Source organism: Buchnera aphidicola (Sitobion avenae) (assembly GCF_005082585.1).
Lineage (GTDB): Bacteria > Pseudomonadota > Gammaproteobacteria > Enterobacterales > Enterobacteriaceae > Buchnera > Buchnera aphidicola_Z.
Genome location: NZ_CP034855.1, coordinates 234598 through 248950, shown reverse-complemented (window position 1 = coordinate 248950; position 14353 = coordinate 234598). Strand labels below are relative to the sequence as shown.

Genomic DNA, 14353 nt, shown 5'->3' with positions numbered 1-14353 from the left:
ATGGAATAAATTTTTATTATACACTCCATTAAAATTTAACTCCATTGCTTGTTAATATCTATAATATAAAAATTTATACTAATATCAAGATCAGAAAAAACTATAAAACAATAAATATTTAATGCTTTTAAAATACATATAATTTTATTTTCTTATTTAATTTATAGTCTTTTTGCATTATATTGATAAAAATTAATTTTTATAATAAACCTTTAAAATAAAGAAAAAAATATTACAATATTTTATAGAAAAACTATAGGGACATAATTGGTATGTTAAAATTCCTGATTTAGAAAAAATATACATAAAAAAATTAATATAAACATATTTAGATCAAGATGAAAAAATGATTTCATGCTTGAAGAAAAAATTCTATAGCACCTCAATTTAATAAAAATGAAAAAATCAACCACAACTCATCAATAAAAATTTTTTTAATATTACTGTAAAAGTTCTAAATGTTAATAAAAATTAATGAAAAATTAGATATTATAATTAGCCTATTAATTCATATATGGGGATTAGGTGCTAAAAAAATCAACTAGTTATCCTTATAAAAAAAATAAGAAAAACACATCTTTCTGGAGACCAAAACATAAAACTTGCTAAAAATTATTTTAGAATATTTATAGAAAAAGATTTAAATAGAATAGAAATTAATCTTTCTAGTTTTGGTAAACGTTTTTACTGTAGATCATATACAATATGTATTAATAAAAAAATAACGTAAACAAAATTATAAAATTATTGTAATTCAAAAACTAATTAATAAGAAAAAATTGACACTTTTACTCGTATGTTTAAAAAATAATTCAATTAGTACAACAGGCACTTATCGAAATTATTACTTCAAAAAAAATATATTTCACATTTAATTGAGATCCTTATAATAAGAAACCTATAATTTATAACTTAGTATAAGTCAGCGTCATTACATCAATAGCATTAGAAGCAAATATCTGGAATACAGAGTTGTTAATATCAAGTTTTAAAAAAGCTAAAAATTAGCATTAAAAAAAAAATTAGAAATTTTTCTTTTTACACAAGCAAAAAGATTTTTTAAACATAGATTCCCCCCCTGAATTTAAAATATTTTTAGCTAAAGAATAAAATTATACTAATTTAGTAATGTAAAAACTAAATTATAATAAAGTAAACTTAATACTTTCTATTAATTGATAATCTCTGATATATTTGTAATAATGAAAATTAATATTACTCCTCTTACACTAAAGACTAATTCAGAATCAAACGCCGTTGAAGTCATTGACTGTTAAACACAGAACAATCATATGAAAAATATAAATCTTGGACACAAGATATTTTTTAAAATTTTATAATAAATAGCGCTAATTTTATCTAGATGAACTACAGGATAAACTGATAGATAGAGAGCTAGGGAATAAACCTAATAAATTATTATCCTGGAGGAAAAAAATGGAAATATTATCAGGAGCCGAAATGGTTGTTCGATCATTAATTGATCAAGGAATACAGCATATATTTGGTTATCCTGGTGGTGCTGTACTAGATATTTATGATGCTCTAAAAACTGTTGGTGGCATTGAACATATTTTAGTAAGACATGAACAAGCTGCAACTCATATGGCTGATGGTTATTCTCGTGCTACTGGAAAAACAGGAGTTGTATTAGTTACTTCTGGACCAGGTGCAACAAATGCTATTACTGGTATTGCTACAGCATATATGGATTCTATTCCTATGGTTGTCATATCTGGTCAAGTTGCTTCTTCATTAATTGGTTATGATGCTTTCCAAGAATGTGACATGATTGGCATTTCTCGTCCGGTAGTAAAACATAGTTTTTTAGTTAAAAAAACTGAAGATATACCTATGGTTTTTAAAAAAGCTTTTTGGTTAGCATCAAGTGGACGTCCAGGACCTGTGGTAATTGATTTGCCTAAAGACATCTTAAAAAAAGAAAATAAATTTTATTATGAATGGCCAGAAAAAGTTCATATACGATCGTATAATCCAACCACAAAAGGTCATATAGGACAAATTAAAAAAGCACTTTGCACATTATTAAAAGCTCAAAAACCTGTAATTTATGCAGGTGGTGGAATTATTAGTTCTGATGGTAGTGACGAACTACGTGTTTTTGCAGAGAAGACAAACTGTCCTGTTACTACTTCTTTGATGGGACTAGGAGCTTTTCCGGGAAATCATGCTCAAAATATTTCTATGTTGGGAATGCATGGAACTTATGAAGCTAATATGACTATGCATCATGCCGATGTTATTTTTGCTATAGGGGTTAGATTTGATGATCGAACAACAAATAATTTAAAAAAATACTGTCCAAACGCTGTTGTTTTACATATTGATATTGATCCTACTTCTATTTCTAAAACTGTGTCTGCTAATATACCTATTGTTGGAGATGCGAAACATGTACTTCGAAAAATGTTGGAATTATTAAAGAAAGAAAAAAAAATTCCGCTATTAAAAAATTGGTGGGATACTATTAAAAAATGGAAAAAAGTTAATAGTCTCAAATATGATCAAACAGGTAATGAGATTAAGCCTCAAAAAGTTATTGAAACTCTTTTTAAACTAACAAAAGGTACAGCTTATATTACTTCAGATGTTGGACAACATCAAATGTTTACTGCATTGTATTATCCATTTAACAAGCCTAGACATTGGATTAATTCAGGTGGTCTAGGAACTATGGGATTTGGACTTCCTGCAGCATTGGGTGTAAAACTAGCTTTGCCAAAAGAAACTGTCATCTGTATCACTGGAGACGGTAGTATTCAAATGAATATTCAAGAATTATCTACAGCGAAACAATATAATTTAGCAATATTAATATTAAATCTTAACAATTCTTCTTTAGGAATGGTTAAACAATGGCAAGATATGATTTATTCAGGAAGGCATTCTCATTCTTATATGGACTCACTTCCAAATTTTGTAAAATTATCAGAATCTTATGGACACTTTGGTCTTAAAATTACTAAACCTATAGAATTAGAAGAAAAGTTAACATTAGCATTAAATAAATTATCTCATGGTCATTTAGTATTTGTAGACGTTCAAATAGATAATTCTGAGCACGTTTATCCCATGCAGATTCAAGGCGGCGGTATGAATGAAATGTTGTTAAGGAAAAAAGAGGTCTCCTAAAATATGCGAAGAATTCTATCTATTCTATTAGAAAATGAATCAGGTGCATTATCACGAGTAATAGGACTCTTTTCGCAAAGAGGATACAATATAGAAACTATTACATTAGCACCTACTGAAGACCCTACTTTATCAAAAATGACTATACAAACAGTAGGCGATGAAAAAGCCATTGAACAAATTGAAAAACAACTTCATAAATTGATAGATGTATTAAGAGTTGTACAAATTGGACAGTCTTCTCATGTCGAACGTGAAATTATATTACTAAAAGTTCAGATAAACGATTATAGACGAGATTATATAAAACATATTATCGAAGTATTTCGAGGACAAATTGTAGATATAACATCTGCAACATATATATTACAATTGTCTGGTACTACAAAAAAAATTGATTCTTTTCTTAAAATCATACGAAATATATCAGAAGTTATTGAAGTAACTCGTTCTGGAATTGTTGGTATTTCTCGAGGATAAATGATTAAAAATAAAAATAATACGTACTCATTTTTCTACTAAAAATTTTTAATTTATTTATAAATTTTTTAAATGTTTTGATAAAAATATTAAAAAAATTTTTTAAATTTTATAACATACTATTTGAATAGTAAGTATTCTAAATATACATATAATACATAGTCGTTTAAAAAAACGACTATGTATTATAATATTTTTACTTTACATCATATACATTTCAGAATGAATCATATAATTAAGCATATTCCAGTAATGAAAGAAGAACTAATTCGTTCTTTAAAGATTCAAGAAAATGGTATTTATATTGACAGCACATTTGGATCTGGTGGACATTCATATGAAATTTTAAAAAAATTAGGAAAAGATGGAAGATTATATTCTATTGATAGAGATCCAATAGCTTTTTCTATTGGAAAAAATATTCAAGACATGCGTTTTCATATAGTTCACAAGAATTTTTCAAAATTACTAGATTATGCAAAAAACGAAAAAATTGCAGGAAAAGTTAATGGAATTATATTTGATTTAGGAGTGTCTTCATTACAAATTGACGACTGTAAAAGAGGTTTTTCATTTAAAAAAGATGGTCCTTTAGATATGCGAATGAATCCTGAATCCGGCATTTCTGCTTCAGAATGGCTGTTTAAAAGTCATGTTGATGAAATTTCTTTTGTTTTAAAAAATTTTGGAGAAGAACGTTTTTCAAAAAAAATAGCTTATGCAATAAAAAAAACAAGTAAAATAAAAAAAATAACAAGCACTCTAGAATTAGCAAGTATTATAAAAAAAGCAATACCGATAAAAAACAAGTTTAAACATCCAGCAAGAAGAAGTTTTCAAGCAATTAGAATTTATATTAATCAAGAATTGAAAGAAATTGAAGCCGCTTTAGAAAGTACACTGAAAATATTAAAACCAGGAGGACGGATATCAATTCTTAGTTTTCATTCTTTAGAAGATAGAATAGTAAAGAAATTTATGATAAAAAATAGTAAAAAAGCAATAGTTCCATATGGTATGCCTATTACAGAAAAACAATTAAACAATTTAAAAATATGCAAATTAAAAATTATTAATCGTATATTACCCACTAAAAATGAAATAAGTAATAATCCCAGAGCTCGAAGTTCTATACTTCGTACAGCAGAAATGAAAGAATGAATATGAAAATTCAACGTTATGATTTACCAAAAATAATTAAAAAAGATTTACTTTCCCATGGGAAAATACACTTAATGCTATTAATAGCTATTATATTATCTGCTAGTTTTGTTATTATTACAGTTTACAATACCCGATTATTAATTTCTCAAGAAGAAAATCTCATTCTAAAAAAAAAGAGAAAAATGAAGAATGGAGAAATTTAATAATTGAAAAAAATTCTTTATCTATTCACTCTACAGTTCAAAAAAAATAATTTTTATTTGATAAAAAAATGTAAATTGATGGATATTATTTAGAAAATGTATAAAAAAGAAAAAATTAATTTTTTTAAAGAAAAAATAAAAAAAATAGATTATATAAATTGGCGTTTTTTTATATTATATAGTTTTATTTTTTTATCTTTACTTATTTTAACTTCGCGCATAATTTTTTTACAAATAATTAATCCGAATCCACTTATAATAGAAGGAGATCGTAGAACATTAAGAACACAATCTTTACTTGCGACAAGAGGAATTATTAATGATCGAAGAGGATACCCTCTAGCAGTCACTGTATCAGTTAATGCGATATGTGCAGATCCATCTGCAATTCTTGATATCAAAAATATTAAAAATGATAAACGATGGAAAGCTTTATCAGAAATTCTATCTATTCCTTTACAAGATGTAATTTCACATATAAATTCTTATAAAAAATCAAAATTTATTTATTTAGCTCGTCAAATAAATCCTGAGATTTCAGATTATATTAAACAATTACATTTATCTGGTGTTTTTTTATTAGAAGAACCAAAAAGATATTATCCTTTTGGAAAAATCGCAGCTCAACTTATAGGTATAACTAACATAGATGGAATCGGAATTGAAGGAATAGAAAAAAGTTTTAATTCACTGTTGACAGGAAAACCAGGAAAAAGAAAAATAAGAAAAGATAATAAAGGACATGTTGTTGAAAATATATCTTTAGTTAATAAAAGTCCATCCAATAATTTAACACTCAGTATTGATACAAAATTACAAAATATTATATATGATAAATTACACGATGCAGTAGAAAAAAATAAAGCTGATTGTGGCACTGCAGTTTTGATTGATATCAAAACTGGAGAAGTTTTATCTATGGCAAATAGTCCTTCATATAATCCTAATAATATGAAAAATACAATAAAAAAAAATATTCGTAATAGAGCAATTACAGATATGTTTGAGCCTGGTTCAACAGTAAAACCAATAGTGATTTTAGAAGGATTAGAACTTGGCACAATTCAAGAAAATTCTATAATAAATACAAAACCTTTTTTCATTAAAAGTCATCGAATAAAAGATGTTTCTTATCATGAACAACTTTCTATCACTGGTATATTACAAAAATCAAGCAATGTAGGAGTATCAAAAATTGCACTTTCTATGCCAATTTTAAAATTACTTGACGGCTATACAAAATTTGGATTAGGAAAACCTACTAAACTAGGATTAATTGGAGAAAAAAGCGGATTGATACCTAAAAGAAAAAGATGGTCTGATTTAGATAAAGCTACTTTCTCTTTTGGATATGGACTTATGGTAACCCCTCTTCAACTAGCCAGATTATATGCTACTATCGGAAGTTATGGAATATATCGCCCACTTTCTATTATAAAAATTAAAAAACCATTATATGAAAAGAGAATCTTCCCAAAAAAATATGTTCAAAAAGTAATTAATATGATGGAAAGTGTTGCTAAAATAGGAGGAAGCGGTAGACAAGCTGCAGTTAAAGGGTATCGTATTGCTATTAAAACAGGAACTGCAAAAAAAGTCGGTATTAATGGACATTATATTAAAAAATACACAGCTTATACTGCGGGAATTGCTCCAGCGAGTGATCCAAGGTTTTCATTGATAATTATTATCGATAATCCTAAAGGAAATCAATATTATGGAGGTGCAGTTTCCGCTCCAGTTTTTAGCGGTGTAATGCAATTAATATTAAAAGAAATGAATATAAAACCAGATAATCTATCTAATTAAAATATTATTATTTAAATTAAATTACAAAACTGAATGAACAAAACTTCCTTAAAATATTTACTATCACCATGGATTAAAAATATTCCAAACAAATATATTTTAAATTTAAATATGGATAGCAGAAATTTGAATAAAGGAGATTTATTTATAGCTGTGCCTGGAATAAAAAAAGATGGACGCAACTTTATTTTCGAAGCGATTTATAAAAAAGTGTCAACAATTCTATATGAAACTGAAAAAAAAGAAATTCATGGAATATTTAAATATATTAATAATATTCTTATAATATACTTTTTTAAACTATCCGAAAAAATATCGATGATAGCAAGCCGTTTTTATAAAGAACCAGGAAAAAAATTAAAAATAATTGGAGTTACTGGTACTAATGGAAAGACGACTATAATTCAATTGATTAATCAATGGAGTACAATTTTAGGCAATAAAGTTGCAACCATGGGAACTTTAGGAAACGGTGTTTATAACTTTTTAAAACCTTCAAAAAACACGACCTCTTCTGCTATTTTTATTCATTCATTCTTATCTATGGCATTAGAAAAACAAGCTAAATTAGTGACTATGGAAGTTTCTTCACATGGTTTGATACAAAATCGTGTAAAAGACGTTCCTTTTCATATTGCAATATTTTCAAATCTAACACAAGATCACTTAGATTATCATATAAATATGAAACAATATGAATCAGCAAAATGGTTATTGTTTAGCACGCATAAAGTTAAAAAAATTATATTAAATGCTGATGATCAATACGGTAAAATATGGTTAAAAAAATTACTCGATTTCTATACAATATCGGTTACGATTAAAAATTCTGAACAGAGAAAATATTCTACAAAATGGATCAATGCCACAGATATTAAATATTATAATCATTCTGTTCGTATTACATTCGAATCAAGTTGGGGAAAGGGTGAGATATCATCTTGTCTAATTGGATATTTCAATGTCACCAATCTCTTATTATCTTTAGCTTGTCTTTTAGAATTAGGTTATAATTTGTCTGATTTAATTCGCACATCTAAAAAAATAACACCTGTACATGGTAGAATGGAAACATTTTTTCGTATTAAAAAACCAACTTTTATTATTGATTATGCTCATACACCAGATGCATTACAAAAAACACTTGATGCAATTTATTTACATTATCGAAAATACATTTGGTGTATATTTGGATGCGGAGGAGAAAGAGATCAAAAAAAACGTTCTATTATGGGGGCTATTGCGGAAAAAATGTCAGATAAAGTTATTCTTACAAACGATAATCCGCGAAATGAAAAAGAAATAAAAATTATACAAGATATTCTAAGTGGTTGTAAAAACAAGAAAAAAATACTAATTATTCCAAATAGAAAAAAAGCAATATATTATGCATATCTTAAATCAAAACATAATCATATAATTTTAATAGCAGGAAAAGGACATGAAGAACAACAAATAATTAAAAATAGAGATATAAAATATTCAGATAAAAAAACAGTATTAAACTTATTGGAAAATAAAATATGATTTCTGTATCATTGAAAAAAATCGCCTTAATTACTAATGGAAAACTATATGGAAACAATTTATTTATAAATGAAATTGTTATTGATACTAAAAAAATTGTTCCAGGTTGTCTTTTTATCGCTTTAATAGGTATAAAATTTGATGCTCATATATTTGTAAAAGATGCTATTAAAAAAGGCTGTTCTGCTGTAATTACACAGAAAAATATAAAATCCCATATTTCTTATATTATAGTAGACAACACATCTATTGCTTTAGGACAGATTTCTAATTGGATTCGCAAAAAAACTAATGCAAAAATATTAGCTATTACTGGTTCTTGTGGAAAAACTTCAGTTAAAGAAATGACGGCATCTATTCTTAGGCAGAATGGAAATACAATATCTACTATTGACAATTTAAATAATAGTATTGGTGTACCTATGACTTTGTTACGACTGACAAAAAAACATAAATACGCTGTGATTGAATTAGGTGCAAACAAATTAGGTGAAATTTCTTATACCAGCAATATTAGTCAACCAGAAATTATCTTAATTAATAATATTCACTGTGCTCACTTAAATGGATTTAAATCGTTATTAGGAGTATCTAAAGCCAAATCAGAAATATTTTCTGGTTTAAAACCAAATGGAACAGTGGTTATTAATTTAGACAGCCATCATCTTTCACTATGGAAAAAAGATATATATAAAAATAATATTTTATATTTTTCTATCAAAAAAAAAAATATAGTAATTTTTTTTCTAGTGATATTAAAATTCATGTATATGGTACATCTTTTACAATACATACACCATGTGGAAACATAGATATTTCACTGCCATTTTTAGGCTATCAAAACATATCTAATGCATTAGCAGCTACAGCCCTTTCTTTTGCAGTAAAAATACCTTTAAAAATAATAAAAATAGGACTATTAAATACTCCTATTGTTTCAAGAAGATTAGAACTAATTACATTAGCAAACAATAAAATTTTAATTGATGATACTTATAATTCTAATGTTTCATCTATGATTTCAGCAATAAAAGTTTTAGAAAACATGCCAGGTTATAAAATTTTAGTAACTGGAGATATGGCCGAATTAGGAGAAAAAAGTGCTTTATATCATAGAATGATAGGAAATACTGCTAATTTATCAAAAATTAATAAAGTGTTTAGCGTTGGTAACATAAGCAATGAAATTACTAAAGTTTGCAATAATGGAAAACATTTTTTTAATAAAAAGAATCTCAGTGAATATTTAAAAAAACTATTTTTAAAACAAGAACAAATAACAATACTAGTCAAAGGATCTCGCAGTGCAAAAATGGAAGAAATAGTAGAAAAACTTATCAAAGAGAGCAAAAAAAAATGTTAATTTTTTTAAATAAATATTTTAATTTAAATTTTATTTTTAATATTCCATATCGTGCAATATTCAGCTTATTAACTTCTTTTTTTATTAATTTATATATTGGACCATATTTCATATATTTTTTTAAAAAATTGCAAAATTATCAAATAATACGAAAAAATGGACCTAAAACACATTTTTCAAAAAATAATACTCCAACTATGGGTGGAATTTTTATAATTTTTTCTATATTATTTTCTATAATATTATATTGTAATTTATCATGTATTTATATTTGGTATGTTATAAGTATTTTAATAGGATATGGCATAATAGGTTTAATAGATGATTATAAAAAAATAAAATACCAAAACACTCAGGGATTAAAATTAATATGGAAATATTTTTGGTTGTCTGTCATTGCTTTAGTATTCATTTACATAATAAATACTAGCAACAAAGAAATCATTTCTACTAAATTAATCATTCCTTTTTATGTAAAAAATTCTTTTGAAATACATTATTTATACATATTTCTTTCTTATTTTGTAATTGTTGGCACTAGTAATTCAGTTAATTTAACAGACGGATTAGATGGATTAGCCATTATGCCTGTTATTTTTTTAACTTGTGGTTTTACATTAATATCTTTATTTAGTGAAAATATAAACAGTGCTACTCACTTACATGTTCATTATATAAAAAATTCAGAAGAATTATCTGTATTATGCATGGCAATTATTGGTTCAGGATTAGGTTTCTTGTGGTTTAACAGCTATCCAGCCAAGGTATTTATGGGAGATGTGGGTTCTCTTTCACTAGGTGGTGCTTTAGGAACTATAGCAATATTATTGCATCAAGAATTACTACTTACTGTTATGGGTGGTATTTTTGTTTTTGAAACAATATCTGTTATTTTACAAATTATATCATTCAAAATAAGAAAAAAAAGAATATTTAAAATGGCTCCAATTCATCACCATTATGAAATTAAAGGTATATCAGAACCTTTAATTGTGGTGAGATTTTGGATCGTATCATTAATATTACTATTAATAAGTCTTATTTCCTTAAAGGTGTATTAATGTCATATAATTATTTTAGTAAAAAAATATTAATTTTAGGTATGGGATTGACAGGAATGTCATGTATTAATTTTTTTTTAAAACAAGGAATAAGACCTAAAATTCTTGACGAGTCTAAAAATCCTAAGAATCTTTTTAAGATTCCTAAAAATATTAAATATAGTTTAGGAAACTTAGAACATAAATGGATTTTAGAATCAGATTTAATTATTATAAGTCCAGGAATTTCTTCATTGAAACCTACTTTAATTAAAGCACGTACATTAGGAATTGAAATTATTAGCGATATTGAATTATTTTCTAGAGAAACAAATGTTCCTATTATTTCAATTACAGGAACTAATGGGAAAAGCACTGTGGCTACAATGATAACAAAAATCGCGCAAAATGCAGGTTATAAATCTTTTTTAGGTGGAAATATTGGCTTTCCTGTATTAAAAATGCTTGATAAAACAGCGGATTTATACATAATAGAATTATCTAGTTTTCAGCTAGAAAACACATTTACTTTAAAATCTAAAATAGCAATTCTTCTCAATATTAGCGAGGATCATATCAATCGATATCCACAAGGGTTTCAACAATATAAAAAAACCAAGATATCTATTTATAATCAAGCGGAAATTTGCATAACTAATTCAAATGATGACTTAATAAATGATCTTGCGCATATTAAAAATAAAAAATGGATTAGTTTTGGAACTAGTACAAGTGATTATCATATACATCATGAAAATCAAGATAATTTTTTATTTTTTAAAAATAAAAAGATATTGAATACGAGAGAAATCTCATTGTATGGTTACCATAATTATAATAATGCATTAGTCTCTATTGCTGTTTCAGATGCAATGAAATTTCCTAGAAATAAGACAATAAATGTAATTAAAAATTTTCAAAACCTGCCTCATCGATTTCAAATAATAAAAAATGAAAAGGGAATAAATTGGATCAATGATTCTAAATCTACAAACGTAAATAGTACTGAAGTTGCTTTAAATTCCATAAAAACAACAGGAAAAATAAGATTGTTATTAGGTGGAGATAGTAAATCTGGAAATTTTAATAAATTAAAAATTTATTTCAAAAAACTAAAAATAAAAATTTACTGTTTTGGAAAAGATGGTATTAAACTTTCAAAAATATATAAAAAAAAATCTATTTATGTTGAAAATTTAAAAGAAGCAATGATATTAATTTCACAACAAGTTAAACCAGGTGATACAGTACTACTGTCTCCTGGATGTAGCAGTTTAGATCAATTTTCTAATTTTGAAGAGAGGGGTAATCTTTTTATAAAATTAATAAAGGAAATCACTTGATACACTTATACAACAAAAATGTAAAAAATAAAAAAAATACTGAAAAAAAATGTAATAAAAAAGATTCTTTTTTTATATTATATGATCGTATATTAGTATGGTTAACCTTGAGTTTATTTTCTATCGGGTTAATTATGGTTATCTCAACATCCATTCCTATAAGTCAAAATATATATCATAATCCATTTTTTTTTATTAAAAGAGAGATTTTTTATCTTTTCTTAATATTTTTATTATCTTTTATTTTTTTACGTATGCCAATTATTTTTTGGAAAAATAACAGTAATATTATCCTTATCATTTCAATTCTATTACTAGTTTTTGTACTCCTATTCGGCCATTCAATACACGGATCTTTCCGATGGATAAATGTAGGTTTCTTGCACATACAACCTTCCGAAATATGTAAAATTTCCTCTTTTTGTTATATATCTAGTTACTTATCAAGAAAATCTAACGAAGTACGTAATAATTTCTGGGGTTTTTTTAAACCCATGAGTGTTATTATTATACAATCAATTCTTTTGTTAGCAGAACCTGATTTAGGAACTGTAGTTGTTCTTTTTTTTACCACTTTATCAATTTTATTTATTTCTGGTGCTAAAATAGGACAATTTTGCATTATTATTGCCATTAGCATATTAACAATAATTTTATTAATATTATTAGAACCTTATCGTATTAAAAGAGTTTTGTCTTTTTGGAATCCCTGGGAAGATCCATTTGGTAATGGATATCAATTAACACAATCATTAATAGCATTGGGTCGTGGAAACTTCTTAGGACAAGGTCTAGGTAATTCAATACAAAAACTAGATTATTTGCCAGATGCACATAGTGATTTTATATTTTCTATCATAGGTGAAGAATTGGGTTATATTGGTGCTTTTTTAATTTTATTACTCATTTTTTCACTTGCTTTGCGCGCTATGTATATCGGACAAAAAGCTTTAGAAAAAGAACAAATTTTTCCAGGATTTTTAGCTTGTTCTATCGGTATTTGGTTTGGCTTTCAAACATTAATTAATGTTGGTGCTGTAACTGGTATTTTACCAACTAAAGGACTTACTTTACCATTTATTAGTTATGGCGGGTCAAGTTTGATTATTAATTCAATTGCTATTTTTCTTCTATTAAGAATCGATTTTGAAATAAGATTAAAAACATCGCAAGCATTTCCTAGAGGATCTGGATGATTAATAAAAAAATAATAATTATGGCAGGCGGAAGTGGTGGCCATGTTTTTCCAGGACTAACTATAGCTCGTTATCTCATTAAAAAAGGATGGAGTGTTAATTGGATAGGGACAAAAAATGGTATAGAATCCAAAATAATACCTAAATATGGTATTAAAATACATTATATTAAAATTAAGGGACTACGTAATACTAGCTTAAAAAATTTAATCCTTTCACCAATATATATATTACGCGCTTATTATAATATTAAAAAAATAATAAAAAATTGGTCTCCAGATATTATACTAGGACTCGGGGGATATGTATCCGGTCCAGGAGGAATTGCTGCTTGGAATTGTAGAATTCCATTAATTCTACATGAACAAAATAAAATTGCAGGTATTACAAATCAATGGCTATCTAAAATATCTATAAAAAACATGCAAGCATATCCTGGAGTTTTAAGAAATGCAGAAGTAGTAGGAAATCCAGTATGTGAAAAAATTATAAACATTCCTTCTCCTATGAATCGTTTTAAAAATAGAGAAGGTCTTTTAAGAGTACTAGTTATTGGTGGAAGTCAAGGATCTTCTATTTTAAATCAGATACTACCAGAAGTATCATTAGTACTAAAAGAAAAAATTATTATTTGGCATCAAACAGGTTTTAAAGAATTAGAAAAAACAAAAAAAAAATATGAAAAATTCCAATTAAATCAATATAAAATTAGTTGTTTTATAAAAAATATATCTGCTGCATATCAATGGGCTGATATAATTATTTGTCGTTCTGGAGCATTGACTGTCAGCGAAATATCTATAGTAGGGTTAGCTGCTATCTTTGTACCTTATCCACATAAAGATCAACATCAACACCGAAACGCACAAGATTTAGAATCAATTGGCGCAGCAAAAATAATTGATCAGTCACAATTTAATACTAAATTGCTTGTTAATTTACTTAATTCTCTAAATCGAGACACGCTTTTTTTAATGGCGAAAAAAGCTTATTCTCTTGGAATTCGCGATTCAATATTAAATATTTTCAATATAATTAATAATATTTCCAAAAAAACATAAATCTTACATTTACA

The 14353-nt window shown here is 26.1% G+C and carries 11 protein-coding genes and 1 pseudogene; all 12 read left to right on the top strand.

Translation table 11 applies throughout. The annotated features are described in order from the left end of the window. The first annotated feature begins 1437 nt into the window (after positions 1–1437). The 12 genes and pseudogenes from D9V77_RS01130 (at position 1438) to murG (ending at position 14339) form a co-directional block, all read left to right on the top strand. Positions 1438–3153 carry an acetolactate synthase 3 large subunit gene (locus D9V77_RS01130; protein ID WP_158338257.1) on the top strand — a complete coding sequence of 572 codons (1716 nt, stop codon included), beginning with the start codon at positions 1438–1440 and terminating at the stop codon, positions 3151–3153. Positions 3154–3156: 3 nt separating this feature from the next. Continuing rightward, positions 3157–3633: an acetolactate synthase small subunit gene (ilvN, locus tag D9V77_RS01125; protein WP_158338255.1), complete on the top strand. Its 477-nt coding sequence runs from the start codon at positions 3157–3159 to the stop codon at positions 3631–3633. Between the two features lie 222 nt (positions 3634–3855). Beyond that, the gene (gene rsmH / locus D9V77_RS01120; protein ID WP_158338253.1) at positions 3856–4794 is read left to right on the top strand and encodes a 16S rRNA (cytosine(1402)-N(4))-methyltransferase RsmH; all 939 of its coding nucleotides are present in this window, start codon (positions 3856–3858) and stop codon (positions 4792–4794) included. Further along, a pseudogene (locus D9V77_RS01115) lies at positions 4791–5050 on the top strand (cell division protein FtsL). The gene rsmH and the pseudogene D9V77_RS01115 overlap by 4 nt, the downstream one beginning before the upstream one ends. A gap of 46 nt (positions 5051–5096) precedes the next feature. Then, the gene (ftsI, locus tag D9V77_RS01110) at positions 5097–6809 is read left to right on the top strand and encodes a peptidoglycan glycosyltransferase FtsI (RefSeq protein ID WP_158338251.1); all 1713 of its coding nucleotides are present in this window, start codon (positions 5097–5099) and stop codon (positions 6807–6809) included. A 33-nt stretch (positions 6810–6842) separates the two neighbouring features. After that, positions 6843–8336 (top strand): UDP-N-acetylmuramoyl-L-alanyl-D-glutamate--2,6-diaminopimelate ligase, encoded by a 1494-nt coding sequence (murE, locus tag D9V77_RS01105; protein WP_158338249.1) that lies wholly within the window; start codon positions 6843–6845, stop codon positions 8334–8336. Further along, on the top strand, positions 8333–9148 hold the full coding sequence (locus D9V77_RS03150; protein ID WP_261979288.1) for a Mur ligase family protein: 816 nt from the start codon (positions 8333–8335) through the stop codon (positions 9146–9148). Before murE ends, D9V77_RS03150 begins: the two co-directional genes overlap by 4 nt. Continuing rightward, entirely contained in the window at positions 9043–9699 is a 657-nt protein-coding gene (locus tag D9V77_RS03145) for a glutamate ligase domain-containing protein (protein WP_315984404.1), read from the top strand. The genes D9V77_RS03150 and D9V77_RS03145 overlap by 106 nt, the downstream gene beginning before the upstream one ends. Further along, the gene (mraY, locus tag D9V77_RS01095; RefSeq protein WP_158338247.1) at positions 9693–10760 is read left to right on the top strand and encodes a phospho-N-acetylmuramoyl-pentapeptide-transferase; all 1068 of its coding nucleotides are present in this window, start codon (positions 9693–9695) and stop codon (positions 10758–10760) included. The genes D9V77_RS03145 and mraY overlap by 7 nt, the downstream gene beginning before the upstream one ends. Continuing rightward, complete coding sequence (murD, locus tag D9V77_RS01090; RefSeq protein WP_158338245.1) at positions 10760–12082, top strand: UDP-N-acetylmuramoyl-L-alanine--D-glutamate ligase; 1323 nt, start codon at positions 10760–10762, stop codon at positions 12080–12082. Before mraY ends, murD begins: the two co-directional genes overlap by 1 nt. Beyond that, the gene (gene ftsW, locus D9V77_RS01085; protein ID WP_158338243.1) at positions 12079–13278 is read left to right on the top strand and encodes a cell division protein FtsW; all 1200 of its coding nucleotides are present in this window, start codon (positions 12079–12081) and stop codon (positions 13276–13278) included. Before murD ends, ftsW begins: the two co-directional genes overlap by 4 nt. Beyond that, positions 13275–14339, top strand: a complete 1065-nt coding sequence (gene murG / locus D9V77_RS01080; protein ID WP_158338241.1) for an undecaprenyldiphospho-muramoylpentapeptide beta-N-acetylglucosaminyltransferase — start codon at positions 13275–13277, stop codon at positions 14337–14339. The genes ftsW and murG overlap by 4 nt, the downstream gene beginning before the upstream one ends. Positions 14340–14353 lie beyond the last annotated feature (14 nt).